Source organism: Streptomyces sp. BYX5S (genome assembly GCF_054724165.1).
In genome coordinates, this window is the sequence record NZ_CM138829.1 from 3,218,742 (window position 1) to 3,243,159 (window position 24,418).

Here is a 24,418-nt window from a genome sequence, read left to right on the forward strand (position 1 = left end):
CCTTGTGAGCCCCTGCGGCGATGGAGCAGGCGGCTGACGTGGCCGAGGCCTCGGGGCTCCGCCCCGGACCCCGCTGCTCAATCGCCGCAGGGGCTTCACATACCCGGGTGGGTCAGCGGCAGGCCCAGTTGCGCGCGTTCGGTGAGCCAGCGGGTCGGGCGGTAGCGGGGGTCACCCGTGGTGGTGTGCAGCGCGCGCTGGAGGTCCAGGAGGCGCGCGGCGCCGACGCGGTCGCCCCACGCCAGCGGGCCGGTGGGGTAGCCGAGGCCGAGCGTCACCGCCACGTCGATGTCCTCCGGCGCGGCGAGGGAGCGTTCGGCGATCGACGTGGCGACCGACACCACGGAGGCGAGGAGCCGCTGGGCCACCGAACCCGCCGTGTCCCGCACCACCGTCACCGCGTGCGGTTCCTCGCCGTGCGCCGACCGCGCCAGGACCGCGCGGGCGTCGCGGGCGGCCGTCGGGTCGGCGGCCGGAGTCACCGACAGGACACGGCGGCCCGTGGGCACGGACAGCGGGTCCACGCCGAAGGTGCGGGCGGCCGGGAGGTCGTCCGCCGCGACCGCCCCGGCGACCGTGGTGCCCCAGACCGGGACCAGGACGAGTGCCTCGGCGGAGGGGCGGGCGCCGTCCTCGACGGTGGCCCCGGCGGCGCGCAACGCCTCCCGGAGGTCGGGGGAGCCGGCCACGAACACCGGCCGGTCCGCGTTCCCCGTCACCGCCGACTCCGCGGCGGGACCCGCGGCGTCGGGACCGTACCCGTACCAGCCCTGCTCGGTCTTGCGGCCGAGCAGGCCCGCCGCCACACGGTTCGGGGTGAGGAACGAGGGGCGCAGGCGCGGCTCGTGGCGGAAGCCCTGCCAGATCGAGTCGATGACCGCGGCGGTGACATCGAGGCCGGTGAGGTCCATCAGCTCGAACGGGCCCATCCGCAGGCCCAGGACGTCGCGGGCGACCCGGTCGAGGTCCGCCGGGCCCGCCACCGACTCCTCCAGGAGCGCGAGCGCCTCCGTCACCAGGCCGCGCCCGGCGTGGTTGACCAGGAAGCCCGGGGTGTCGGACACCGTGACGGCGCGATGCCCGCAGCCCTCCACCAACTCCGTGAGGAACGCCGGGATGTCGGGGCGCGTCGCGGCGCCGGGCACCACCTCGACGATCCGCATCAGCGGTACCGGGTTGAAGAAGTGCAGTCCCGCGAGGCGCGACGGATCGTCGAGCGTGGCGGCGATCCGGGTCACCGACAGGGACGACGTGTTGGTCGCGAAGACCGTCGACGCGGGCAGCGCCTCCGCCAGCTGTCCGAACACCTCCGCCTTGGTGTCGAGGTCCTCCCGTACGGCCTCGATCACCAGCCGCACGTCGGGACCCGGCGCCCAGGGGTCGGCCAGCGGGGTCAGCCGGGCCACGGCCGCGGCGCCGTCGGCGGCGGACATTCGGCCCTTCGCCACCGCGCGGTCCAGCATCGACGTCACGAAGTCCACGGCCTCGCGCACGGCCTCCGCCCGGACGTCGCCCAGCTCGACGGTGTGCCCGGCGCTCGCCGCCCACTGGGCGATGCCGCGGCCCATGGCTCCGGCGCCGACGATCCTGATTCGCATGACAGGGGGACCTTTCGCAGTAGGGGTGTACGGGAGGGGGTGGGTCAGCGGAGATAGACGCGGCCGGGGTCCACGTCCTCGCGCAGCAGCCGCAGTTCCGCGGCGGTCGGCGGGGCGACCGTCCCGACGTGGTCGTCGACCTTCAGGTCCCAGCCCGTCGCTGCCTTGACCTGCTCGACCGTGACGCCGGGGTGGACGGCGGTGAGCCGCAGCTCCTCGCCGATGCCCTCGCGGGCCAGGATGCCCAGCTCGGTGATGACCCGGGTGACACCGACTCCCAGCGGCCGGATGCCTTCCTGGAGCGCGCGGTCCGGGCCCGGCGTCGTGCAGAAGTCCAGCGTGTCGAGGAAGGAGCGCGGGTTGTGGCGCCGCATCACGACGAAGACCTCACGGGAGTTCGCCATCACCTCGATGCCGCCCCCGGAACCGGGCAGCCGGACCTGCGGGCTCTCCCAGTCGCCGATGACCGAGGTGTTGAGGTTGCCCCAGCGGTCGATCTGCGCGGCGCCGAGGAAGCCGACGTCGATGTGCCCGCCCTGAAGGACGCTCCCGAACAGGGTCGGCATCGACAGCACCGCCTCGGCGCCGGTGATGAGGACGGCGTCCGCGATGGTCTCCGGAAGGTGCGAGGGGTGCGCTCCGCAGACCCCGGACTCGTACACGACCTCGATCTCCGGGGCGACGGTGAGGTGTGCCAGCTCCGTGGCGAGCGTGGGCAGTCCGATGCCGGCGAACACCGTGCGGCGGGCCGCCAGTTCGCGGGAGGCGACGACGGAGAGCAGCTCCGAGGAGGTGACCGCGCCGGTCTCCTGCGTGGTGGACGTGGTGGTGGCTGAAGTCATGGTCAGGTCCTTGTCGTGTGTCGCGCTCACAGTCGCCGTCCGTAGTTCACCGGTTCGCTGAGCGCCTCGCCGACCGCGAGACCCGCCCAGAACTCCTCGCCCAGCTTGGCGGTGTACTCGGCGTGGTCGGCCGTCCCGTACACCCACTCCGCCAGCCACTCCCGCAGCCGCTCCGGGTCCTTGCTGATGCCCGACCAGGCCCGGTAGAAGGCGTTGTCCCGGTCGTAGTAGCCCTGCGCGAACGACGGGTGGGCGCCGCGCGGACACACCACGACGGCGTCCACGGCGTGCGCGGGGACGAGCGTGCGGTTGGGGTCCGAGCGGACCACGTCGTCCTCGACCAGCTCCTCGACGACGACGATCGCCTTGTCGGCGGCGTAGACCGCCTCGGCCTGGATGCCGGTCAGGCCCCAGATCTGGGTGTTGCCGCGGCGGTCGGCGCGCTGCGCGTGGATGATCGTCACGTCCGGGTTCACGGGCGGCACGACGTAGATCTGCTCGGGTTCGCCGTCGGGCCCCGGGTAGGGCGAGGTCACCTTGCGCAGCGCGTCGTTGATGCCCGGCAGGTCGCTGCCGCCGTAGGAGCGCAGCGGGTAGAACGGCAGCCGCTGCGCCCCCGCGAGGTAGCGGCAGATCATCCCGTAGTGGCTGTACTCCTCGAACGCGAGCGGCGCCGGTTCCGCCTTCTCGATGCGGCGGCGCAGCTCACCGAGCGAGCCCGCGGAGGAGTTGCCGACGAAGGAGGAGACGAGGCGGGAGACACAGCCCCCGGCGATCATCTGGTCGACGACGATGTCCGCCGTCATCCGTACCACCGTGAGGTCCTTGCGGCCCTGCCGGATGATCTCGTGCCCGGCGGCCGTGGGGACGAGGTGGGTGAAGCCCTCGATGCTGATGGTGGCGCCGTCGTGCACGAAGGTGGCGATGGCCTCCTTCATCGACATGACCTTGGGGGACACGGTGCTCCTCAATGAGTGCGTAGGGGTCGCCCTACCGTGTCAGCGCCTATTGATTGCCGTCCAATACCAAATTAAGGTCGAATCAAGACCGCTGAGTAATAAGTAAGTACGGAACAGGGGCTCGTCATGGAGCTGCGTCATCTCACCGCGTTCACCGCTGTCGCCGAGGAGCTCCACTTCGGCCGGGCCGCCAAGCGGCTGCGGATGGCGCAACCGCCGCTGAGCCAGCAGATCCGGCAGCTGGAGAAGGAGCTCGGCGTCCAGCTCTTCGAGCGCAACACCCGTTCCGTGCGCCTCACCAGCGCGGGGGAGTCCTTCCTGGAGCCCGTACGGACCGTGCTCGACGACCTCGACACGGCGGTGCGCGCCGCGAAGGCCGCCGGGCGCGGTGAGTTCGGCCGGGTCACCATCGGCTTCGCGGGCGCCTCCAGCCACGAGACCCTGCCCCGGCTGACGCGCGCCGTGCGGGCCGCGCACCCGGCACTGGAACTGGTCATGAAGGGGCAGACGTACGCCAACGTCGCCCTCGACCGGGTCGCCGACGGCACCCTCGACCTCGGCTTCGTGCGGCTCCCGGTGACGCAGCCGGGCGTCGCCCACCGGGTCATCGACGAGGAGGAGCTGCTGTGCGCGCTGCCCTCCGACCACCTCCTCGCCGGGCGCGAGGAGATCCCCATCGAGATCCTCGCCGGCGAGCCCTTCGTGTCCTTCCCCGCGAACGCCGGGTCCACGGTGCGCGACGCGATGGTGGAGACCTGTGAGGCCGCCGGGTTCAACCCGCGCGTGGTGCAGGAGGCCCCCGACTCGTACACGATCCTGGCGCTGGTCGCGGCCGGTGTCGGGGTCACGCTCACGGTGTCCTCGGTGCGGCACATCCAGCAGACCGGCCTCGTCTACCGCCCGCTCGCCGGGCCGCCCATCCGCCGTCAGGCGGCCCTCGCCTGGCGCGCCGACAACCCCTCCGCGGCGCTCCGCGCGGTGCTCGCGGTCTGCGAGGACGCGCTGCCGACCCCGCAGGGCGCGGGCCGCGCCGAGGGAAGTGATTGAGACCGCTCGCGTCTGGATCCGCTGAAAACTTGGTATTGGACCGACTCAGCGGAAGGGTGCGATGGTCGGCGCACACCCCTGAGCCGCCCGAAAGGTGTTCCGCCGTGCCCGAACAGGTCGATGTCGTCATCTGCGAACCGCTGCGCACCCCCATCGGACGCTTCGGCGGGGCCTTCGCCCAGCAGACGCCGGCCGCGCTCGCCGCGCGGGTCGTCGCCGAGATCGTCGCCCGTGCCGGCATCGACCCGGACCGCGTCGACGAGGTGATCCTCGGGCAGGCCTACCCCAGCTCCGACGCCCCGGCCGTCGGCCGCGTCGCCGCCCTCGACGCCGGGCTGCCCGACACCGTCACCGGCGTCCAGATCGACCGCCGCTGCGGCTCCGGCCTCCAGGCCGTCCTCGACGCCGCCATGCAGATCCGGGCGGGCTTCAGCGAGGTCGTCATCGCCGGTGGTGTCGACGTGATGAGCGCCGCCCCGTACTACACGCACGAGGGCCGCTGGGGCATCAAGGGCCCCGGCCTCCAGCTCCACGACTCCCTGGCGCGCGGCCGGGTCACCGCGGGCGGCGTGAACCACCCCGTACCCGGCGGCATGATCGAGACCGCCGAGAACCTGCGCCGCGCGTACGGCATCAGCCGCGCCGACCAGGACGCCCTCGCCCTGCGTTCGCAACAGCGTGCCGCCCGCGCCGTGGCGGAGGGCCGCTTCGACGCGGAGACCGTGCCCGTCACCGTACGCGGACGCAAGGGCGACACCGTCGTGAGCGCCGACGAGCACCCGCGCCCGGACACCACCGCCGAGCAACTCGCGAAGCTGCGGCCCATCATGGCGAAGTCCGACCCGGACGCCACCGTCACCGCGGGCAACGCCAGCGGGCAGAACGACGCGGCCGCCGCCTGCCTCGTCACCAGCGCCGCCACCGCCGAACGGCTCGGCCTCACCCCGCTGGTCCGCCTCGTCTCCTTCGCCCGCGCGGGTGTCCCCGCCGCGACGATGGGCATCGGGCCCGTCCCGGCCACCCGCGCCGCCCTGGAGCGCGCCGGACTCACCCTCGCCGACCTCGACCTGATCGAGCTCAACGAGGCCTTCGCCGCCCAAGTCCTGGCCTGCACCCGCGAGTTGGGGCTCGGCGAGAAGGACCACGAGCAGCGCATCAACATCAACGGCTCCGGTGTCTCCCTCGGCCACCCCGTCGGCGCCACCGGTGCCCGCATCCTCGCCACGCTCGCCCACGAGATGCGGCGCAGCGAGGCCCGCTACGCCCTCGAAACCATGTGCATCGGCGGCGGCCAGGGCCTCGCCGCGGTCTTCGAGCGCGTCCCCGCATAACAACTCCCCACGTTTCGCCCGCAGTTCCCCGTCCCCATCCGCTTGATCAACGACGTTCACGGAGCGACCCATGAGTGCGTCCACCGCCACCTCGCGCGCGGAGACCAGAGCCGCCAACAGAGCAGGATTCGGTGCCTTCGTCGGCTCCACCATCGAATGGTTCGACTTCTACATCTACGGAACCGCGGCGGCGCTCGCCTTCGACAAGGTGTTCTTCCCCGAACTGGACGGCGCCGTCGGCACGTTGGTCGCGTTCGCCACCTTCTGGGTCGGCTTCCTCGCCCGCCCCCTCGGCGGCATCGTCTTCGGGCACTTCGGCGACCGCCTCGGCCGGAAGAAGACCCTGGTCATCACGCTGCTGATGATGGGCATCTCCACCACCGCGATCGGCCTGCTGCCGAGCTACGCCTCCATCGGCGTCGCCGCGCCGATCCTGCTGGTGTGCATCCGCATGATCCAGGGCATCGGCCTCGGCGGCGAGTGGGGCGGCTCCGTCCTCATCGCCTCCGAGAGCGCGCCCAAGGGCAAGTCCGTGCTGTACGGCGCGTTCGCCCAGCAGGGCTCGCCCGTCGGCAACACCCTGGCCACGCTGAGCTTCCTCGCCATCAGCCAGCTGCCCGACGAGTCCTTCGTGTCCTGGGGCTGGCGCGTGCCGTTCCTCGCCTCCGCCGTCCTCGTCCTCGTGGGGCTGCTGGTCCGCCTCAAGGTCGCCGAGTCCCCGGCCATGGCCAAGCTCATCGAGAAGAAGGAAGTCGTCAAGCTTCCGCTCACCGACGTGCTGCGCAACCACCCCGGCCTGATCGCCCTCGGCATCGGCGCCTGCACCATCGGCCTGTCCGCCACGTACTTCAAGTCGACGTTCGCCCTGTCCTGGGCCACCAGCTCGCTCGACTTCGACCGCAGCTCGTTCCTGACGATCATCCTCGTCGCCAACATCACGCAGGTCCTCGTCCAGCCCTTCGGCGCCGTCCTCGCCACGAGGATGAAGAGCTGGGCCCGCGCCGTCACCATCATGCTGGTGCCCGAACTGGTGCTGCTGCCCCTGATGTTCGTCCTCATCAGTACGAACAACTACGGGCTCGCGATGGTCGGTGTCGCCGTCGCCACCATCCCGCACTGCCTCTACTACGCGGCCCTCGCCGGCATGCTCGCCAGCCGCTTCCCCGCCCACCTGCGCTACACCGGCATCTCCCTGTGCTACCAGCTGTGCGGCACGCTTCTCGGCGGCACGACCCCGATCGTCGGCCAGTTCCTGCTCAACAAGACGGGCTCCATCACCGCGGTGATCGCCTACGCCATGTTCCAGGTCGCCCTCACCCTCGGCTGCATGCTCCTCCTCCTCAAGCGCCCCAACCACGACGAACTGGCCATGGAAGCCCCTGCGGCGATTGAGCAGCGGGGTCCGGGGCAGCGCCCCGCGTCCGCACCCACGAACGGAGCCCGAGCATGACGGTGACCGCGCACGGCATCCCGGACATCCTCGCCCTCGCCGGCCGCGACCTCGGCCACTCCGAGTGGAAGGAGATCACCCAGGAACTCATCGACGCCTACGCCTACGTGTCCGGTGACCACCAGTGGATCCACACCGACGTCGAACGCGCCGCCGCGGGCCCGTACGGCCGCACCATCGCCCACGGCTACATGGTCCTCAGCTGGGGCATCCCGATGTTCGGCGAACTGCTCCGCGTCGAGGGCGTGGGCCGCGCCCTCAACTACGGCGTCAACCGCGTCCGTTACCCCGCTCCCGTGCCGGTCGGCAGCCGCGTCCGCCTGCACGCCTCCGTGGCGGAGGTGAAGGAGGTGGCGCGGGGCGGCGTCCAGATGACCCGCGCGTTCACCTTCGAACTGGAGGGCTCGCAGAAGCCGGCGTGCGTGGCGGAGTCGCTCACGCACTTCTACCCGTAGCCCGGCAGCCGCTCACAGGCGCTCCAGCGCGGCCGGCCGCTTCACGGACGACGTCACCGTGAGCGCGCCGGCCTCCGGGGACGCGAGGGACATCCGCTCCAGGACGTCCAGCACGTGGAAGGCGAACTCGCCGGACGCGCGGTGCGGGCCCCCGTCGAGGTGCCGGGCCAGGTCGAGGACACCGAGACCGCGGAACGGCCCCGTGGCGGGGGCCTTCGCCGCGGTCACCGCCGGGAGTTCGCTCCACTCGGTGTCACCGCGGCGCTTGACGCGGACCGGCCGGTCGAAGGTGTTGGGGTCCGGCAGCGAGAGCGTGCCCCCGGTGCCGTAGATCTCCAGGTGCGGCAGCTCGGTGTCCCACACGTCGAAGGAGTACATGACCGTCGCCAGCACCCCGGAGTCGAACCGGAGGACGGAGGTGGCGTGCGTGGCCACCTCCACCGGCACCGACTCCACCGTGCGCTCGGGAGCCGTCACCGCCAGCTCCCGCTCCGCCCTGGTGTTCGCGCCCAGCACGTCCCGCACCGGCCCCAACAGGTTGACCAGCGCCGCCACATGGTACGGACCCCAGTCGAGGACGGGCCCGCCACCGGCCTGGAAGAAGAAGCCGGGGTTGGGGTGCCAGGCCTGCACCCGGCTGGAGCGCACGAAGCTCGTGGCGGCGAAAGGAGTCCCGATCAGCCCGTCGTCGACGGCCGCGCGGGCCGCCTGCCCCGCCGTACCGAGGAACGTGTCGGGCGCCCCGCCCAGCGTCCGGCCGGTCCCGGTCGCCGTCGTGAGGTTGGCCCGCGCCAGCTCGGTGGACGCGGCCAGCGGCTTCTCGGTGTAGACGTGCTTGCCCGCGCGCAACGCCGCCTCGTTGAGGGGCGCGTGGACGGCGGGCGGGGTGATGTTGACGACGATCTCCACGTCGTCGTCGGCCAGCAGTTCCGCCGTGGTGCCCGCGGCCGGGATCCCGAACTCGGCCGCGGCGGTGCGGGCCCGGTCCAGGTCGACATCGGCGACACGGGTGACGGTCAGCTCGGGAAGGGTGGCGATGCCGGCGGCGTAGGCACGGAAGATCGAACCGGTGCCGAGAATGCCGACGTTGACGCTGCGGCTCATGAGCGGGTGACTTCCCTTCGGGCGGGTGGGTTCGGGGGACGAGTCCTCCGCCGGGAAGCGCGCGATCTTGCGTCAATCAAACACCGGGTGCGCGGGATGTCAAGACTGCCCGGGTCCGGCGCCGAGCCCGGCGCGGTCGAGCGCGGCGCGTCCCAGGCGCCGCTCCATCAGGTCCACCACCCCGTCCGGCGACAGCACGTGCTCCACCGCGAGGACCGTGCCGCCGACCCGTCCGGCGTGCTCGTCGAGGACGCTCGGTTCGAGGACGAGACGGCGGGTGGCCAGGGGAAGGGCCTGCCGGTAGACCACCGCGCGCACCCCGGCGAGGAGTTCGTCGCCCGCCCCCGCCAGGGCCCCGCCGAGGACGACGCGGGCCGGGTTGTACACGTGCAGCAGCAGCGCCACCACCTCACCGATCCGCTCGGCGGCGGCGCGTACGACGCGCCGCGCGTCGGGGTCGCCGTGGGCCAGGAGACGGGCCAGGTCGCCGGTGGTACGCAGCGGCCGACGGCCGTCGGCGGAGCGGGGCGGCGGGGTGCCCTTGCCGGTCGGGGTGGGCGCCGAACCCGCCGCCTCCCGGGCAGCGTTGAGCCGCCGGATCATCACCGCCGCCGACGCCACCGCCTCCACACAGCCGCTCTTCCCGCACCGGCACACCACCTCCGCCGCGCCCCCGGAGGCGACCGGCAGATGCCCGATGTCGCCCGCCGCGCCGTCCGCGCCGCGGTGCAGCTCCCCGTCCGCGGAGACCAGGCCGCCGCCGATGCCCGTCGACACCTTCACGAACAGCAGCGGAAGCTGGTCCTCGGGCAGGCTGCGCGCCTCGCCCAGCGCCATCAAATTCACGTCGTTGTCGACGAGCACCGCGCAGCCGAACCGCTCCGCGAGCGCGTCCCCCACCGGATAGCCGTCCCAGCCCGGCATGATCGGCGGCCGCACCGGAGCCCCGGCGGCGTGGTCCACGGGCCCCGGCAGCCCGACCGCCAGCGCGCACAGCGGGGCCCCGCCGTCGCCGGTCGAGGCGTGCAGCGCGCGCAGCGCCGCCTCCACTTCGCCGAGCACCGCCTCGGGGCCCTGCGCCAGATCCACCGGGATGTGGGCGGTGGCCAGGGGGTTCTGCGACAGGTCGGCGATGGCCAGGCGGGCGTCGCGGGCCCCGATGTCGGCCGCCGCGACGAGCCCCGCCCGCGGGTTCAGCGCGAGGAGCTGCGCCGGGCGCCCCCGGCCGCCGCGCGGCACACCGCCGCCCTCGACGACGACCCCGGCCTCGATCAGCGCGTCCAGGTGGCGGGTCACGGTCGAGCGGGCGAGCCCCGCCTGTTCCACCAGGTCGGCGCGGTGCACGGCGGCGCCCGACGCGATGAGCCGGGCCAGCGTGGAGTACAGCAGCCCGCCGCCGTCCCGGAAGCGCAGGGTGGGGACGGACAGTCGGGCGCGGGGGAGGGCGGAGGGGGACATGGCTGCACACCGTACGCCCTCCCACCCATTTATGACTCTCAAGATGCAGTAACTTTCGCTTGTCAGGGCCAAATTGAATGTCCTACGTTCGTCAGCGGGACGAGTTGCCTCCGCCGACGATGTGCGCGGCGTCATGTGCCGACGTCGAAAGGAGGGCGGCCGCGATGGCCCCGCCCGCTCCACCAAGCCCCGACCGGGCGGACTCCCGGGCCCGCCCGGTCCGCTCCGCGATCGTCGGGGCGGGAATGATCGCAGAGGTGCACCGGCGCTCGGTCCGTACCGCCGGAGGCCGCCTGGCCGGGGTGCTCGCCTCCACCCCCGAACGCTCGGCGCGGGTCGCCGCCGACTGGTCGGCCCCCGGTGAGCCGGTCGCCGCGTACGCGGACCTCGACGGTCTCCTCGCGGACCCGGACGTCGACGTCGTGCACATCTGCACCCCCAACCGCACCCACGCCGCGTACGCCGAACGCGCCCTCGCCGCGGGCAGGCACGTGGTGTGCGAGAAGCCGCTGGCCACCACCGTCGCCGACGCGGAACGCCTGGTGCGGGCCGCGGAGCGGGCGGGCACCGTCGCGGCGGTGCCGTTCGTGTACCGCTACCACCCCCTCGTCCGCGAACTGCGCAGCCGGGCACGCGTAGGCGAGTTCGGCAACTGGCAGCTGCTGCACGGCAGTTACCTCCAGGACTGGATGCTCGACCCGGACGCCTCCGGCTGGCGCGTCGACCCGGCCGCCGGAGGCGACTCGCGCGCCTTCGCCGACATCGGTTCGCACTGGTGCGACCTCGTCGAGTGGGTCACCGGCGAACGCTTCACGGAACTGACCGCGCACCGCACGGTCACGGTCCCGGACCGGCCCGGCGCGGGCACCAAGTCCTTCGCGAAGGCGGCGGGGTCGGGGGAGCGCTCCGCCGTCACCACCGAGGACGCGGCGGCCCTCCTCCTGCGCACCGACGGCGGCGCCCTCGCCTCCACCGTCGTGTCCCAGGTCTCCGCGGGCCGCAAGAACCGGCTCTGGTTCGAGTTGGACGGCTCGGCCGGCAGCGCGGTCTTCGACCAGGAGAACCCCGACACCCTCTGGCTCGGCGGCCCGGACTCGGCCACGGTCCTGCACCGCGGCGCGGGCCGCACCAGCCCCGAGCAGGGGCGCCTCAACGTCGTCCCGCCCGGCCACCCCCAGGGCTACGTCGACTGCTTCGCCGCGTTCGTCGCCGACGTGTACACGGCCGTCACCACCGGCGCGGCCCCCGAAGGGCTCCCGCTCTTCGCCGACGGCCTGCGCTCGGCCCGCCTCGTCGACGCCTTCCTGACCTCATCCGCCAACGGCGCCTGGACAAAGGTGAACTGACCATGAGCAACCCGACCACGAGCCGGATCACCCTCGGCATGCTCACCGCCTGCCTGCCCTCCTGGGACCTCGACCGGATCGCCGCCTACGCGGCGGGCCGCGGCTACCAGGCCCTGGAGGTCGCCGTCTGGCCCGGCACCGGAGGCCGCGACTTCGAGGCCGCCCACCTCCCCGTGGCCACCTTCACGTCCGAGGACGAGGACCGTACCCGGGCCCTCCTCGACCGCCACGGCCTGGAGATCTCCGCCCTCGCCTACTACGAGAACCACCTCCACCCCGACCCCGGGCAGCGCGCCCGCCACCGCACCCACCTCAAGCACGCCGTCGACACCGCGCAGCGCCTGGGTGTCCCGTACGTCGGCACGTTCATCGGCCGCGACTGGACGAAGCCGGTCGCCGAGAACCTCGCCGAGGCCGAGCGGATCTTCCCGGAGCTGGTGGACTACGCGGGGGAGCGCGGCGTCAAGCTCATCATCGAGAACTGCGTGATGGAGGGCTGGCACCCCGACGGCTACCCCGGCAACCTCGCCTACTCCCCGGAACTGTGGGAGTGGATGTTCGACCTGGGCCTCTACCTCAACTGGGACCCCTCCCACCTCACCTGGATCGGCATCGACCCGGTGGAGACCATCGCGCCGTACGCGGACCGGATCGTGCACGCCCAGGCCAAGGACGTCGAGCTGCGCCCGCGCGACCGGCAGCGCTACGGCCACTTCGGCCCGGCCCGCGACCGCTCCAAGAACGCCTGGGACATGGGCTGGTGGCGCTACCGCGTCCCCGGCCGCGGCCAGGTCGACTGGGGCGCCGTCCTCGACCGCCTCTACGAGCACGGCTTCACCGGCACCCTCTCCGTCGAGCACGAGGACCCGGTGTGGGGCGGCACCCCGGAGAAGGTCGTCCAGGGCCTCGACATCGCCCACCGCACCCTGCGCCCGCTGATCGTCGACTGACCCGGAGGACCGACCCGCCATGACCACCCCACCGCAGCCCACCGGCACCCTGGCCGTCCAACTCTTCAGCCTGCGCGAGGACTTGGAGAAGGACCGTCCCGGCACCCTCGCCCGCCTCGCCGCCCTCGGCTACCGGTACGTGGAGCCCTTCGGCCTCGGCGACTGGCACGCCCCCGCCGCGCAGCGCCTGGCCGACGCCCGCGCGCTCCGCGCCGACCTCGACGCGGCCGGCCTCTCCGTCTGCTCCCTGCACGCCGCGATCGGCGCCGACGGCCTGGCCACCCTCGCCGAGGAGTGCCGCATCCTCGGCACGGACACCGTGTTCATCCCGATCCCCGGCCTCGTGGAGGGCTTCGACCACGAGGTGTTCGGCGACCTGGACACCCTGACCCGGTTCGCCGCCCGCGTCACCGAAGCCGCTGACGAACTGGCCGGGCACGGCATCCGCCTCGGCTACCACAACCACGAACTGGAGTGGGCGACCCTCCCCGACGGCCGCTTCGGCTACGACGTGTTCTGGGAGCTGACCGGCCCCCGGGTCCTCGCCGAACTCGACGTCTACTGGGCGACGGTCGCGGGCCAGGACCCGGCCGCCGTCCTGCGCGCCCTCGCCGGCCGCGCGGTCGCCGCCCACCTCAAGGACGGCAGGGCGACCCGCGAGGAACCCCAGACCCCGATCGGCACGGGCGACGTGCACATCCCCGCCGCGATCGAAGCGGGTGGCACGGCCCTGACCTGGCACATCGCGGAGATCGACACCACGGACCTCGACCGCTTCGACCTCCTGGCCGCCAACCGTGAGGCGCTACTGTCCCTGGGCCGCACGAAGGACTAGGAGAGCCCCTGCGGCGATTGAGCAGCGGGGCCCATACCGAGCCCCTGCGGCGATTGAGCAGCGGGGTCCGGGGCAGCGCCCCGCGTCCGCACCACCGTTACGGCGCAACCCGCTCACCGAGCACACCCAGCAACCGCTCCTGGCTCACCGCGCTGCCTCAAGCCCGACGGACACATCAACCCCTGTTCTCCCGGGCCTGCGAAAGGTCGCGGAGGCACGCACTGTTCGCCGGCTCGGGCGCCCGCCCCGCCCCATGCGGCGCAAACGCTCCGGCCCCCCGCGGGCCGGGCGCCGTCACTCCGAGCCGCGCACCCCGTACGCCGACGCCGCCTCCGCGAACGTCCGGTGCCGCGCGGTCTCGGCCGTGGTGCGCCACACCAGCGCCCACTCCGTCTCGGGCGCGTCCCGGATCGGCAGGAACTCCACCCCGGGGTGCCGGTAGTAGCGCAGGACATGCGCGTTGAGCGGGGTGATCAGGGCGCGTGCGGCGACCAGGGTCAGCACCTCGTGGAAGGTACGGGCGACGGGACCGCGCGGGACGGGGTGCCCGGCGGGCGTACGGGCGGGGAGCATGGACTCGATCCAGTCCTGCGGCACGCCGGGGCCGAGGCCCAGGACGGTCCGGTCCGCGAGGTCCTCCATCGACACGTCGGAGCGGTCGGACAGCTCGTGCCCCGCCCACACCGCGAGCACCCGGCCCTCCGTCAGCACCACGGGCCCCACAGTCAGATCGGGTCCGGCGACGGGCAGCCAGAGCACCAGGACGTCGACCTCGCCGCGTTGCAGCGGACCGTACGGATCGCTGAAGTGGATCTCCTGGAGCCGCACCTCGCACTCGGGGTGCAGCTTGCGGAAGTGCGCGATGTGGCCCCGCAGTTCGTGCCCGAGCGCGCCCATCACCCCGAGTGCGAGCGCACCGGAGACACCCCGGGCGGCGGCGACGGCCTCGGCCACGGCGGCGTTGATGGACTCCTGGCCCCGCCGCAGCCCCTCGGTGAGCTGCCGGCCGATCGACGTGAGCCGCACCGACCGGCTCGTCCGCTCGAACAGGGGCGCGCCGATGCGGCGCTCCTGCGCCCTGACCACCTGGCTCACCCGCGCCGTCGAGACGTGCAGCCGCTCGGCGGTCCGGCCGAAGTGCAGCTCGTCGGCGAGTGCCAGGAGGATCTCGATGTCCCGCAGCTCCACCCCTGGGCCCCTCCCCGTCGTTAACCCCGGGATTATCGCTCGTTACCAGATCGGCCGTTGATGTCCGGCACGGCAGGACGGAATCTTGGGGCGGGACGGCCGCCCGCTTTCGTATTCGCTTCCTGCCCCCGAGGGGACACGCGCATGTCCACGACCGTTGTGATCGTCACCGTCCTGACCGCGCTCTGGGTCGGCTTCTCCGGCGTCTCCCTGCTGCGCCGCGCCCCGTTCGTCGTCGAGCCGCTGGTCTCGTACGGGGTTCCCGAACCCTGGTGGCCGCGGCTCGCCGTCGCCAAACTCGTGGGCGCGCTGGGCCTGTTGGCCGGGCTCGCCGTGCCGGCCGTCGGCGTCGCCGCGGCGATCGGTCTGATCCTGTACTTCGTCGGGGCCGTGGTCACCGTGCTGCGGGCGCGCTCCTACAAGACCGTGGCGTTCCCGGTGCTGTATCTCGCGCCGGTCGTCGCGACGCTGTCCGTCGCTCTGTAGGAGCGCGACGCGGCGGGCCTACCGTCCGTCCCCTGCGTAGAACGCCGGACGGTTCGGTACGTCCGTGGGGACGACGCGGCCGGAGGTGAGGGCCTCGGCGGTGGCGGCGGTGATGACCGTGGCGGCGTAGCCGTCCCATGCGGAGGGCCCGGTGGGGGCACGGCCCGCGGCGAGGTCCGCGACCCACTCGCGCAGCTCGGTGTCGAAGGCGTCGGCGAAGCGGCCCGTCCAGTCCGGCAGGATCGCCGTGCTGTGCGCGCCCGCCGTGCGTACCCCGACGGCCGCCGGGTCGGGCAGCCGCACGAGTCCGTCCTCGCCGACGGCCTCGCACTGGATGTCGTACCCGTAGCGGCAGTTGACGAAGACCTCGAGGTCGACGCGGACGCCCTTCGCGGTCTCGAAGAGCATGAACTGGGGGTCGGTGAGGTGGGCGGGTTTCTTCGTGGTCGAGCGCGGCGTGATGACCTGTGCCGAGACGAACTCGTCGGCGAGCAGCCAGCGCAGCACGTCGATCTCGTGCACGGCCGTGTCCAGGGCGGCCATGTCGGAGGTGTACGCGGCCACGGACGACGCGTTGCGGTGCGCGCAGTGCACCATCAGCGGCGTGCCGATCCGGCCCGCGTCGATGACCTCCTTCATCTGCCGGTAGCCCTGGTCGAAGCGGCGCATGAAGCCCACCTGCACGAGCCGCGCGCCGTGCGCCCGCTCCGCCTCGACGATCTTCAGGCAGTCCTCGGCCGTCGTGGCCAGCGGCTTCTCGCAGAACACCGGCTTGCGCGCGGCGATCGCGTTCAGGACGTGCTCGGCGTGGGTCGGCCCCCACGAAGTGACGAGCACCGCGTCGACGTCGTCCGAGGCGATGAGCGAGGCACCGTCCGCGCACACCCGCGCGCCCGGGTACCGGGCCGCCTCGGCGGCGCGCTCCGCGTCGATGTCGGTCACCGCGGTGACCCGCGCCCCGGACACCACGTCGGTGAGCCGGCGGATGTGCTCCATGCCGATCCAGCCGGCTCCGATGACACCTATGCGCACGCTGTTCCCCTCAGACGTCACCGTTCACCTCGCGCAGCTTCTCCTCGACCTCGGACGCGGTCGGCATGGCGTCCGAGCAGGCGAGGCGGCCCGCCACGAGCGCCCCCGCCGCGTTCGCGTACGCCACCGTCCGCGCCACGTCCCAGTCCGAAAGCAGGCCATGACACAACGCTCCGCCGAACGCGTCGCCCGCGCCCAGCCCGTTGACCACTTCCACCGGCACCGGTGGCAGCTCGGCGACCGCGCCGCCGCGGTCCATCGCGAGCACACCCTTGGGCCCCTGCTTCACCACGGCCAGCTCAACACCCGCCGCCAGCAGGGCCGTTGCCGCCGCGTACGGCTCCCGCTCACCGGTCGCGATCTCGCACTCCTCCAGGTTGCCGACGGCCACCGTGGTGTGGGCGAGTGCCTCGCGGTAGTAGGCGCGCGCCTCGTCACCGTCGTGCCCGGCCGTGTCCTTCCCGGCGCCGCCGTTCCAGAACATGGGGCGCCAGTCCAGGTCGAAGACCGTCGTCCCGCGCTTCGCCCGGTGCCGGAGCGCGGACAGTGTCGCCGCACGCGAGGGCTCCTCGCACAGCCCGGTCCCCGTCACCCAGAAGATCCGGGCCGCCGCGACCGCGTCGAGGTCGAGATCGCCGGGGCGGATGTCCAGGTCCGGGGCCTTCGGCTGCCGGTAGAAGTAGAGCGGGAAGTCGTCCGGCGGGAAGATCTCGCAGAACGTCACCGGCGTCGGCGCGATGTCCGACGTACCGACGAACGAGGCGTCAACTCCATAGCCCACCAAGGCCGTTCGCACGAACTGCCCGAACGGGTCCGCGCCGGTCTTCGTGATCACGGCCGTGCGCCGTCCATACCGGGCCGCGGCGACCGCCACGTTCGTCGGGCTGCCGCCCAGGTACTTCCCGAACGTCGAGACCTCCGCGAGCCCCACGCCCGTCTGGAGCGGATACACGTCCACCCCGACACGGCCCATGGTCAACACATCGAACGGCATCTCGGCTGGCGTCCCTTCGCTGGGCGGTTCTGGCGCGCTCCGGTCCGAGTACGATCGTCCTTGTTCAAATGTCCTGTCAATGGGTGGCCCGCCGCTCGCGCCGGCCACGCGAGTCCGAGAGAGGCCGTCCGGTGACACCGAGCGTTCCCGCCGACCCGACCGTGCTCCATCCGATGCCCGAGCAGCCCCGGGTCGTGCTGCTCAAGCCGCTCGTGACGTCGCCCCTCATCGAGGTGGGGGAGTTCTCGTACTACGACGACCCGGACGATCCGACCGCCTTCGAGACCCGGAACGTGCTGTACCACTACGGGCCGGAGAAGCTGGTGATCGGGAAGTTCTGCGCGCTGGGGGAGGGCACGCGGTTCATCATGAACGGGGCCAACCACCGCATGGACGGCCCCTCCACGTTCCCGTTCCCGATCATGGGTGGCTCCTGGACCGAGCACTTCGACCTCATCACCGGCCTGCCGGGCCGCGGTGACACCGTGGTGGGCCATGATGTGTGGTTCGGCTACGGGGCGACCGTGATGCCCGGGGTCCGCATCGGCCACGGAGCGGTGATCGCCTCGGGCGCCGTGGTGGTCGACGACGTGCCCGACTACGGCATCGTGGGCGGCAACCCGGCCCGCCTCGTCCGCCGCCGCTACAGCGACGAGGACATCGCCCGCCTCCTCGACATCGCGTGGTGGGACTGGCCGTTGGAGCATCTCACCGCGCATCTGAAGGTGGTCATGTCGGGCAGCGTCGACGAGCTGGAGCGGGCCGCGCCGACCGGGTGAACCCCGGCCGGCGGGCCCCCGCCTCAGTGCAGGCAGAGGCAGAACGGGTGGCCCGCCGGATCCGCGTAGACCCGCCAGTTGGCCCCCGGCCGGACCTGGTCCGTGCGCTCCAGGAGCGTCGCGCCGAGGGCGAGCGCGCGCTTCTCCTCGGCCTCCAGGTCGTCCACGTCGAAGTCCAGATGGAGCTGCTGCGGCCGGTCCTGGCCGGGCCACTCGGGCGGCCGGTACCCGTCCACCCGCTGGCAGGCCAGGCGCGTCCCCTCGAACCCCACGACGTCGATCCAGTCGGGATCGTCGGGGTCCGGCTCCGCCCGGCCGCCGAGAAGCTCCGCGTAGAACCCGGCGAGCTGTACGGGGTCGGCGCAGTCCAGCGCGACCGCCTGCAGTTTTCGAATCACTTCCGGCACTCCTCCCTCAACCGTCGCTTCTGCGACATCCTGCACGGGAAGTGTCGTACCCGCCACCGCGGCGGACACACCCACCGCGGTGGCCCCCGGTCAGCCGCGACCGATCAAGTCCGCCGCGGGCTCGGGCAGTTGCCCGGCGGGAGTGTCGGTGGCAGCGACGTCGGAGTCCTCGCCGCCCGCCCGCCGCCACAACGGCTTCAGCCGGTACGTGAACAGGTAGACGACGACCGCGACCGCCGCCGCGACCAGCATGCTGAGGTCACCGGCTCCAGGGTGGGCGGAGGCGAAGGCGCCGGTGTAGAGGTCGGACACCCAGAACGGCACGGACGCCGCGACACCGGCCGCCCAGGCCACCAGACCCCAGTCGACGACCCGCGAGCGGTCGTAGAGCTCGGCGATCCTGCGGGGGTCGCCGCGCCCGCCCAGGTAGAAGTCGATCAGCAGCACGGCCGCGAACGGCGCGATGAAGTACGCGGTCAGATTGAGGAAGACCTTGAACTTGTCCTCCGTGCCGGAGGCGCCCCACAGGCTGATCCCGTAGGCGAGGACACAGATCCCGGCGACCGCCTGGGTGCGCGTCACGGGGATCTTGAGGGTCTGTACGGAGATCGCGCCGCCGTAGACGTTGAGGAAGTTCTGCGCCAGGGCGGACAGGCCCACGGCGATGAGGGCCGGGACGGCGAACGGGCCCATCAGCTGGTGCAGCGCGGTGATCGTGTCCGTGCTGGAGGCGGAGGCGCCGACCACGACGCCGAGGATGCCGAGCCAGCTGATGGTGAGGAAGTTGCCGAGGCCGGTGTACCAGGTGGTCTGCCGGACGACCTTCGCCGTGTCGGGCAGATAACGCGAGTAGTCGGAGGCGAAGGGTGCCCACGCCACCAGGAACGCGAGGAACCAGCCGCCCAGCGTGATGGAGCCGCCGGCCGCGCCGACATAGCCGTCCGCCTGCGGATTGGCCTCGAAGAGGCTGCCGCCGCGGGCCACCGCCACGACCGTGATCAGCACGAACAGCGGGGTGAGGACGTACGTCAGCGCCCGCTGCAGGAAATTGATCATGTTGTAGCCGAAGACGGCCACGACGAGTTCGACCACGGTGAGCAGGAGGGCGCACAGCCAGTACGGCAGGTGGCTCAGCTCCGCGAAGGCCTTGCCGCCGAGGATGACCGTGACGGCCGCCCAGCCCACACCCGAGAACACGTTGATGTAGGCGACGGGCACGAAGTTGCCGAAGAAGCCCAGCGGCCCTCTCGCCTGGATCTGCTGCGGCACACCCAGACGGACGCCCATGCGGGACATCACGGCCATCAGGACGGCGCCGACACCGGCGCCGACGACGATCGCGCCGACGGCGGTGGCGAAGCTGAGGCCGAACCACGCGGCGCTGAAGCCGAGCAGGATGACGGGGAAGTTGAGCCCCGCGGCGAACCACACGAAGAACTGTGAACTCGGTTTTCCGTGCCGCTCACTGTCGGGGATGTGGTCGACGCCGAACGGCTCGACCTTGGTGACGGCGCTGCCGTAGACGGGTGGCCCCTGTGCGTCATGAGTCATGGGTGCTCCGTAGAACGTGGGTGCGGGGGCGGACGCGAGTCACCACGGAAGGGGCACCGTCTGCGAGATGTCGAAGAAGCCACCACCGCTGTAGACGAGCGGGGCGCGCTCGGAATGAGCGGCCGACACTACACGTCCGGTGAAGACGGTGTGACTCCCGGCCTCCAGCCGCTCGCCGATCTCGACCTCCAGCTGGGCCGCGGAGCCGTCGAGCAGTGGGGCCCCGTGCTCACCGGGCGCCCAGTCGAGCGCGGCGAACTTGTCGGCGCCCTTGCTCGCGAACACCTTCGCCACGTCGAGCTGGTCGGCCGCGAGGATGTTGATGCCGAGGTGGGTGGCACGGTGCAGTGCGGGGTGTGTCGAGGAACTGCGCTGGACACACACCAGGACCATCGGCGGGTCGAGGGAGATGCTGGAGAAGGCGTTCACGGCGAGACCCCTGGGCGTGCCGTCGTCGTCGGTGGTCACCACCGTGACACCGGTGATGAACTTGCGGTGCACCCCCTTCACCAGGTCGGCGTCGACGGCGGCCTCGTGCGCCGTCGTGATGATGCCGAGGGCCTCCAGGAGCTGCCGGGAGTCGAAGGTCACCGACTCCTCCGTGACGGTGTCACCGTCGAAGACGGCGAACGTCGCGCCCGACACCTCGACGGGGCGGCCGGTGGCCGGCACACCCAGGAACGTGTCCGTGTGCCGGCCCGTGCTGCGCCAGCGGACGGCCAGTCGGTCCCCGTCCACGACCAGGTCCTCGATCTCGGTCCGCAGGTCGGGGAACGCCGCGCGCACCATGCTGATGCTCTCCTTGAACCCGGCGCGGTCCTGCGACGTGCCGGCCGGTCCGCGGCGGCGCACGTAGCCGGGACTCAACACGGCGTCCAGGGCGTCGACCTCACCCCGGTTCCAGGCCGCGTCCCAGGCGGCGCGGAGGCGGGCGGGGCGGTCGGTGGCGTGTTCCAGGGTGACTGACATGGCGGCTCCATCGATCGGATCGGCCTGCTGTTGCATGGCAGATCTGTTGTATGGCAGTGGACCGTAGGAATCCGGTGTCCGTCGTGTCAATGGGTCGGACGCGATTTGCCTTTTCTTGGGCTGGGTTACCGGAAACGGCTAGGTCAGGGCGGGTCATTTGTCGTCGACCCTTGACGGCCTTCCGGAGCGCTCTTAGCCTCACTGCCATGGCACAGCAACCATCAGCAGGCCGAGAGCTGTGGGCCCGTCCCGCACGAGGCAGACTGCGCAAGGTCGTTACCGTGGTGGACGAGGTCCTCCTGGAACTCGGACGCCCGGTCGCCACCCCCGGGCGCCGGGTCGCCGCGGCCGCCGTGATCGAGAACCCCTGGGCCGGGCGCGGATTCGTCGCCGACCTCCAGCCCGAGGTGGAGGACATCGCGCCCGGCATCGGCCGCCTCCTCACCGACCGGCTGATCGAGACACTCGGTGGTGTGGAACACGTCGAGGCGTTCGGGAAGGCGGCCGTCGTCGGGCTCGACGGGGAGATCGAGCACGGCGGGGCCTTGATACACACCCCGTACTTCGGCAATGTGCTGCGGGAGCTGACCGAGGGCACCTCGATCATCGTGTTCAGCGACGACCGGCTCGCGGCCGGTGAACCGCTGACCGTCCCGGTGTGGCACAAGACCGCCGCCGCCACCCGCTCCCACTACCAGACCGTTCAGATCCGGGTGCCGGACGCACCGCGCCCCGACGAGATCGTCGTCGTGGCCGCCGCCGCCTCGGGGCCGCGCCCCAACGCCCGGATCGGAGACCGCCGCCAGGACCCCGTGGTCCGCCTCGCCGACTTGGAGACCGCCCGATGAACCTCCGCAAGATCGTGACGTACGTCGAAGACATCCACGCCGAGGGCGGCCGCCCGGTCGACTCGGTGGCCCGCACCGCCGTGGTGCTCGCCGTGATCGAGAACCCGTGGGCGGGGCAGGGATTCGTCGACGACCTGCTGCCCGGCATCGACGAAGTCGCCCCGCAGCTCGGTGAGTTGCTCGCGCCACGGGTCGTCGAGGCGCTCGGCGCGCCCGTCGAGGCGTACGGCAAGGCCGCGATCGTCGGCCTCGACGGAGAGGTCGAGCACGGCAGTGCCCTGATCCACACGCTCAAGTTCGGCGACCACTTCCGCAAGGCGGCGAACGCCACCACGCTGCTCCCGGCCGTGGAGAAGCGGGCCGTGGCCGGAGGTGTCTTCGACATCCCGCTCAAGCACATCACCGACGCCACCGTCCGCTCCCACCATCAGAGCATCGAGGTACGGGTCCCGGACGGCCCGCGCGCCGACGAGATCGTCATCGGTCTCGCCGCCGCGGCCCAGGGCCGCCCGCAGGCCCGCCTCGCCCCGCTCTCCACCGAGCAGTAGGCCCCGCCATGGACAAGCCGCCCCTCGTACTCCTGCACGGCGTCGGCCTCGACCGCACCATGTGGGAGCCGGTCACCGCGCTGCTGACCGACCGCTTCGCCGTCGTCGCGATCGACCTGCCGGGGCACGGCGCCCGGCCGCCCGTGCGCGGCGACGTGACCCTCGCGGAACTCGCCGACGGGGTCGCCGAACACCTTCCGGCCGGCGCACACCTGGTCGGCTTCTCGCTCGGCGCGCTGGTCGCCCAGCACCTCGCCCTGCACCGACCGGAGTTGACGCGCACACTCACCTCGGTCAGCTCGGTCTGCCGCCGCACCCCCGACGAGCGGGCGGCCGTCCGGGCCCGGCTGCGGGCCGCCGAGAGCGACTTCGCGGCGAGCACCGAGGCCTCCATCGAGCGCTGGTACGCGGACACCACCGTGCCGACCGGGACCATCGACCGGACGCGGGCCACGCTGCGCGCCAACGACGTCGACTCCTTCCTCGGCTGCTACCGGGTGTTCGCGAACGCCGACGCCGAGCTCGGCCCGCGCCTCGGTGACATCACGGTGCCGTCCCTGGCGGTGACCGGGGAGAACGATCCGGGGTCCACGCCGGAGATGACCCACCGGCTCGCCGCCGCGCTGCCCGACTGCCGGGCGGTGATCGTGCCCGGAGCGCGACACATGCTGCCCGTCGAGCGCCCGGAGGTGTTCGCCGAGGCCCTCACCGGATTTCTCACAGAGAGCACAGCCATCGGAGAGAAGGCACATGTCTGACCTCACCACCTGGAAGCACTTCATCGGCGGCAGGTGGGTCGAGCCCGCCACGGGCGCGTACTTCGACAGCACCGACCCGGCCACGGGCCGCACCCTCTACCGCGCCGCGCGCGGCACCGCCGCCGACATCCACAAGGCCGTCGCCGCCGCGCGCGAAGCCTTCGAGAGCCCGGCCTGGCGCGACCTCAGCCAGACGAGACGGGGCCACCTCCTGCGCCGTCTCGGCGAGCTGATCGCCGAGAACGCCGAGGAACTCGCCCTCATGGAGTCCCGGGACAACGGCAAGCTGCTGCGCGAGATGCGCGGCCAACTCGCCACGCTGCCCGAGTACTTCCACTACTACGCGGGCCTCGCCGACAAGATCCACGGCGAGACCATCCCCACCTCCGACCGCGCCGTCCTCAACTACACGGCGCGCGAACCACTCGGCGTCGTCGGCGCGATCACACCGTGGAACTCGCCGCTGACCCTGACCACCAGCAAGCTCGCCCCCGCCCTGTGCGCGGGCAACACGGTCGTCGTCAAGCCGTCCGAGTACACCTCGGCGACCGGGCTGCGCCTCGCCGAACTCGCCCTGGAGGCCGGGTTCCCGCCCGGTGTCGTCAACGTCGTCACGGGGTACGGCGCCGAGGCCGGGCAGGCCCTCGTCGACCACGAAGGACTCGCCAAGATCTCCTTCACCGGGTCCACGGCGACCGGTTCCCGGATCGCGGCGGCGGCCGCGAGCCGCTTCATCGGCTCCACCCTCGAACTCGGCGGCAAGTCACCGCAGATCGTCTTCGAGGACGCCGACGTGGCGAACGCCGCCATGGGTGTCATTGCCGGTGTCTTCGCCGCCGCGGGCCAGACCTGCATCGCCGGCAGCCGCGTCTTCGCCCACCGCTCCGTCTACGAGGAGCTCCTTGAGCGGGTCTGCGAGCGCGCCAAGTCCATCCGCATCGGCGACCCCCTCGACGAGGCCACCGAACTCGGCCCGCTCGCCTTCGAGGCGCAGCGCGACAAGGTCGCCGCCTACGTCGACCTCGGCCGCGAGGAGGGCGCCCGGGTGCTGACCGGCGGCGCGCCCACCGACGGCGGCACGGGCGGGTACTTCTACGAGCCGACCGTTCTGGTCGATGTCGACAACAGCATGCGCGTGGTCCGCGAGGAGATCTTCGGCCCGGTCGTGGCGATCATGCCGTTCGACACCGAGGACGAGGTCGTCGGCCTCGCCAATGACACCCAGTACGGCCTGGCGGCCGGGATCTGGACCACCAATCTGTCCCGCGCGCACCGGGTGGCGGGCCGCCTGGACGCGGGCACGGTCTGGGTCAACACCTACCGGGCCATGTCCCCGATGTCCCCGCGTCAGGGCTTCAAGGCCAGCGGCGTCGGCGTTGAGCACGGCACCGAGACCATCAAGGAGTACACCCGCCTCAAGAGCGTATGGATCAACACGAGCGAGGAGCCCGTGGCCGATCCGTTCACGATGCGGAGCTGACGC

At 72.2% G+C, this 24,418-nt stretch carries 24 protein-coding genes; 13 read left to right on the forward strand and 11 right to left on the reverse strand.

Annotated elements, in window-relative coordinates; all coding sequences use genetic code 11:
* Positions 1-95: 95 nt before the first annotated feature.
* From ACYBSK_RS14615 to ACYBSK_RS14625, 3 genes are read right to left on the reverse strand one after another with little or no spacing between them, the layout of a single operon-like run.
* Entirely contained in the window at positions 96-1,598 is a 1,503-nt protein-coding gene (locus tag ACYBSK_RS14615; RefSeq protein ID WP_460246363.1) for a 3-hydroxyacyl-CoA dehydrogenase, read from the reverse strand.
* A 44-nt stretch (positions 1,599-1,642) separates the two neighbouring features.
* Positions 1,643-2,440: a CoA-transferase subunit beta gene (locus tag ACYBSK_RS14620; RefSeq protein ID WP_460246364.1), complete on the reverse strand. Its 798-nt coding sequence runs from the start codon at positions 2,438-2,440 to the stop codon at positions 1,643-1,645.
* 26 nt (positions 2,441-2,466) lie between these two features.
* Positions 2,467-3,384: a CoA transferase subunit A gene (locus tag ACYBSK_RS14625; protein ID WP_457481749.1), complete on the reverse strand. Its 918-nt coding sequence runs from the start codon at positions 3,382-3,384 to the stop codon at positions 2,467-2,469.
* A gap of 141 nt (positions 3,385-3,525) precedes the next feature.
* Between ACYBSK_RS14625 and ACYBSK_RS14630 the strand changes: the two genes are divergently transcribed.
* The 4 genes from ACYBSK_RS14630 to ACYBSK_RS14645 all read left to right on the forward strand — a co-directional run bounded on the left by ACYBSK_RS14630 (position 3,526) and on the right by ACYBSK_RS14645 (position 7,682).
* Complete coding sequence (locus ACYBSK_RS14630; protein WP_457477505.1) at positions 3,526-4,446, forward strand: LysR family transcriptional regulator; 921 nt, start codon at positions 3,526-3,528, stop codon at positions 4,444-4,446.
* 104 nt (positions 4,447-4,550) lie between these two features.
* Positions 4,551-5,777 carry an acetyl-CoA C-acetyltransferase gene (locus tag ACYBSK_RS14635; RefSeq protein ID WP_460246365.1) on the forward strand — a complete coding sequence of 409 codons (1,227 nt, stop codon included), beginning with the start codon at positions 4,551-4,553 and terminating at the stop codon, positions 5,775-5,777.
* A 70-nt stretch (positions 5,778-5,847) separates the two neighbouring features.
* Positions 5,848-7,227 (forward strand): MFS transporter, encoded by a 1,380-nt coding sequence (locus ACYBSK_RS14640; RefSeq protein ID WP_460246366.1) that lies wholly within the window; start codon positions 5,848-5,850, stop codon positions 7,225-7,227.
* A complete protein-coding gene (locus tag ACYBSK_RS14645; RefSeq protein ID WP_457477508.1) occupies positions 7,224-7,682 on the forward strand; it encodes a MaoC family dehydratase in 459 nt (152 codons plus the stop codon). Before ACYBSK_RS14640 ends, ACYBSK_RS14645 begins: the two co-directional genes overlap by 4 nt.
* A gap of 12 nt (positions 7,683-7,694) precedes the next feature.
* Here ACYBSK_RS14645 and ACYBSK_RS14650 read toward each other — a convergent pair whose 3' ends face one another.
* Together ACYBSK_RS14650 and ACYBSK_RS14655 are read right to left on the reverse strand one after the other, a co-directional pair.
* Positions 7,695-8,786: a Gfo/Idh/MocA family protein gene (locus ACYBSK_RS14650; protein WP_457477509.1), complete on the reverse strand. Its 1,092-nt coding sequence runs from the start codon at positions 8,784-8,786 to the stop codon at positions 7,695-7,697.
* Positions 8,787-8,885: 99 nt separating this feature from the next.
* Positions 8,886-10,244, reverse strand: a complete 1,359-nt coding sequence (locus tag ACYBSK_RS14655) for an ROK family protein (protein ID WP_460246367.1) — start codon at positions 10,242-10,244, stop codon at positions 8,886-8,888.
* Between the two features lie 164 nt (positions 10,245-10,408).
* On the opposite strand from ACYBSK_RS14655, the gene ACYBSK_RS14660 reads away from it, so the two are divergent.
* From ACYBSK_RS14660 to ACYBSK_RS14670, 3 genes are read left to right on the forward strand one after another with little or no spacing between them, the layout of a single operon-like run.
* The gene (locus ACYBSK_RS14660) at positions 10,409-11,590 is read left to right on the forward strand and encodes a Gfo/Idh/MocA family protein (protein WP_460246368.1); all 1,182 of its coding nucleotides are present in this window, start codon (positions 10,409-10,411) and stop codon (positions 11,588-11,590) included.
* A 2-nt stretch (positions 11,591-11,592) separates the two neighbouring features.
* A complete protein-coding gene (locus tag ACYBSK_RS14665; protein ID WP_460246369.1) occupies positions 11,593-12,540 on the forward strand; it encodes a sugar phosphate isomerase/epimerase family protein in 948 nt (315 codons plus the stop codon).
* A 19-nt stretch (positions 12,541-12,559) separates the two neighbouring features.
* Positions 12,560-13,375: a sugar phosphate isomerase/epimerase family protein gene (locus tag ACYBSK_RS14670; protein WP_460246370.1), complete on the forward strand. Its 816-nt coding sequence runs from the start codon at positions 12,560-12,562 to the stop codon at positions 13,373-13,375.
* 294 nt (positions 13,376-13,669) lie between these two features.
* Here ACYBSK_RS14670 and ACYBSK_RS14675 read toward each other — a convergent pair whose 3' ends face one another.
* A complete protein-coding gene (locus ACYBSK_RS14675) occupies positions 13,670-14,563 on the reverse strand; it encodes a LysR family transcriptional regulator (protein WP_460246371.1) in 894 nt (297 codons plus the stop codon).
* Between the two features lie 144 nt (positions 14,564-14,707).
* Between ACYBSK_RS14675 and ACYBSK_RS14680 the strand changes: the two genes are divergently transcribed.
* Positions 14,708-15,049, forward strand: a complete 342-nt coding sequence (locus ACYBSK_RS14680) for a DoxX family protein (protein WP_460246372.1) — start codon at positions 14,708-14,710, stop codon at positions 15,047-15,049.
* A gap of 18 nt (positions 15,050-15,067) precedes the next feature.
* On the opposite strand, the gene ACYBSK_RS14685 is transcribed toward ACYBSK_RS14680, so the two are convergent.
* Positions 15,068-16,045: a Gfo/Idh/MocA family protein gene (locus ACYBSK_RS14685; protein WP_460247031.1), complete on the reverse strand. Its 978-nt coding sequence runs from the start codon at positions 16,043-16,045 to the stop codon at positions 15,068-15,070.
* Positions 16,046-16,091: 46 nt separating this feature from the next.
* Entirely contained in the window at positions 16,092-17,075 is a 984-nt protein-coding gene (gene iolC, locus ACYBSK_RS14690) for a 5-dehydro-2-deoxygluconokinase (protein ID WP_460246373.1), read from the reverse strand.
* Between the two features lie 173 nt (positions 17,076-17,248).
* On the opposite strand from iolC, the gene ACYBSK_RS14695 reads away from it, so the two are divergent.
* Positions 17,249-17,854, forward strand: coding sequence for a CatB-related O-acetyltransferase (locus ACYBSK_RS14695; protein WP_460246374.1), 606 nt, complete (start codon positions 17,249-17,251; stop codon positions 17,852-17,854).
* Between the two features lie 23 nt (positions 17,855-17,877).
* Here ACYBSK_RS14695 and ACYBSK_RS14700 read toward each other — a convergent pair whose 3' ends face one another.
* The 3 genes from ACYBSK_RS14700 to ACYBSK_RS14710 all read right to left on the reverse strand — a co-directional run bounded on the left by ACYBSK_RS14700 (position 17,878) and on the right by ACYBSK_RS14710 (position 20,781).
* The gene (locus tag ACYBSK_RS14700; RefSeq protein ID WP_457477518.1) at positions 17,878-18,252 is read right to left on the reverse strand and encodes a VOC family protein; all 375 of its coding nucleotides are present in this window, start codon (positions 18,250-18,252) and stop codon (positions 17,878-17,880) included.
* A 99-nt stretch (positions 18,253-18,351) separates the two neighbouring features.
* Positions 18,352-19,812 carry a purine-cytosine permease family protein gene (locus ACYBSK_RS14705; RefSeq protein ID WP_460246375.1) on the reverse strand — a complete coding sequence of 487 codons (1,461 nt, stop codon included), beginning with the start codon at positions 19,810-19,812 and terminating at the stop codon, positions 18,352-18,354.
* 39 nt (positions 19,813-19,851) lie between these two features.
* On the reverse strand, positions 19,852-20,781 hold the full coding sequence (locus tag ACYBSK_RS14710) for a flavin reductase (RefSeq protein ID WP_460246376.1): 930 nt from the start codon (positions 20,779-20,781) through the stop codon (positions 19,852-19,854).
* A gap of 281 nt (positions 20,782-21,062) precedes the next feature.
* Between ACYBSK_RS14710 and ACYBSK_RS14715 the strand changes: the two genes are divergently transcribed.
* From ACYBSK_RS14715 to ACYBSK_RS14730, 4 genes are read left to right on the forward strand one after another with little or no spacing between them, the layout of a single operon-like run.
* On the forward strand, positions 21,063-21,629 hold the full coding sequence (locus ACYBSK_RS14715) for an amino acid synthesis family protein (protein WP_460246377.1): 567 nt from the start codon (positions 21,063-21,065) through the stop codon (positions 21,627-21,629).
* Positions 21,626-22,177, forward strand: coding sequence for an amino acid synthesis family protein (locus ACYBSK_RS14720; RefSeq protein ID WP_422405491.1), 552 nt, complete (start codon positions 21,626-21,628; stop codon positions 22,175-22,177). Before ACYBSK_RS14715 ends, ACYBSK_RS14720 begins: the two co-directional genes overlap by 4 nt.
* 8 nt (positions 22,178-22,185) lie before the next feature.
* Positions 22,186-22,935, forward strand: coding sequence for an alpha/beta fold hydrolase (locus tag ACYBSK_RS14725; protein ID WP_460246378.1), 750 nt, complete (start codon positions 22,186-22,188; stop codon positions 22,933-22,935).
* Complete coding sequence (locus ACYBSK_RS14730) at positions 22,928-24,415, forward strand: aldehyde dehydrogenase (protein ID WP_460246379.1); 1,488 nt, start codon at positions 22,928-22,930, stop codon at positions 24,413-24,415. Before ACYBSK_RS14725 ends, ACYBSK_RS14730 begins: the two co-directional genes overlap by 8 nt.
* The last annotated feature ends 3 nt before the right edge of the window (positions 24,416-24,418 follow it).

Coding starts and splice junctions, on each gene's coding strand:
- ACYBSK_RS14615 (WP_460246363.1), bottom strand. CDS start 1,598: ATGCGAATCAGGATCGTCGGCGCCGGAGCCATGGGCCGCGGCATCGCC.
- ACYBSK_RS14620 (WP_460246364.1), bottom strand. CDS start 2,440: ATGACTTCAGCCACCACCACGTCCACCACGCAGGAGACCGGCGCGGTC.
- ACYBSK_RS14625 (WP_457481749.1), bottom strand. CDS start 3,384: ATGTCGATGAAGGAGGCCATCGCCACCTTCGTGCACGACGGCGCCACC.
- ACYBSK_RS14630 (WP_457477505.1), top strand. CDS start 3,526: ATGGAGCTGCGTCATCTCACCGCGTTCACCGCTGTCGCCGAGGAGCTC.
- ACYBSK_RS14640 (WP_460246366.1), top strand. CDS start 5,848: ATGAGTGCGTCCACCGCCACCTCGCGCGCGGAGACCAGAGCCGCCAAC.
- ACYBSK_RS14645 (WP_457477508.1), top strand. CDS start 7,224: ATGACGGTGACCGCGCACGGCATCCCGGACATCCTCGCCCTCGCCGGC.
- ACYBSK_RS14650 (WP_457477509.1), bottom strand. CDS start 8,786: ATGAGCCGCAGCGTCAACGTCGGCATTCTCGGCACCGGTTCGATCTTC.
- ACYBSK_RS14655 (WP_460246367.1), bottom strand. CDS start 10,244: ATGTCCCCCTCCGCCCTCCCCCGCGCCCGACTGTCCGTCCCCACCCTG.
- ACYBSK_RS14660 (WP_460246368.1), top strand. CDS start 10,409: ATGGCCCCGCCCGCTCCACCAAGCCCCGACCGGGCGGACTCCCGGGCC.
- ACYBSK_RS14665 (WP_460246369.1), top strand. CDS start 11,593: ATGAGCAACCCGACCACGAGCCGGATCACCCTCGGCATGCTCACCGCC.
- ACYBSK_RS14670 (WP_460246370.1), top strand. CDS start 12,560: ATGACCACCCCACCGCAGCCCACCGGCACCCTGGCCGTCCAACTCTTC.
- ACYBSK_RS14680 (WP_460246372.1), top strand. CDS start 14,708: ATGTCCACGACCGTTGTGATCGTCACCGTCCTGACCGCGCTCTGGGTC.
- ACYBSK_RS14685 (WP_460247031.1), bottom strand. CDS start 16,045: ATGGAGCACATCCGCCGGCTCACCGACGTGGTGTCCGGGGCGCGGGTC.
- iolC (WP_460246373.1), bottom strand. CDS start 17,075: ATGCCGTTCGATGTGTTGACCATGGGCCGTGTCGGGGTGGACGTGTAT.
- ACYBSK_RS14695 (WP_460246374.1), top strand. CDS start 17,249: ATGCCCGAGCAGCCCCGGGTCGTGCTGCTCAAGCCGCTCGTGACGTCG.
- ACYBSK_RS14705 (WP_460246375.1), bottom strand. CDS start 19,812: ATGACTCATGACGCACAGGGGCCACCCGTCTACGGCAGCGCCGTCACC.
- ACYBSK_RS14710 (WP_460246376.1), bottom strand. CDS start 20,781: ATGTCAGTCACCCTGGAACACGCCACCGACCGCCCCGCCCGCCTCCGC.
- ACYBSK_RS14720 (WP_422405491.1), top strand. CDS start 21,626: ATGAACCTCCGCAAGATCGTGACGTACGTCGAAGACATCCACGCCGAG.
- ACYBSK_RS14725 (WP_460246378.1), top strand. CDS start 22,186: ATGGACAAGCCGCCCCTCGTACTCCTGCACGGCGTCGGCCTCGACCGC.
- ACYBSK_RS14730 (WP_460246379.1), top strand. CDS start 22,928: ATGTCTGACCTCACCACCTGGAAGCACTTCATCGGCGGCAGGTGGGTC.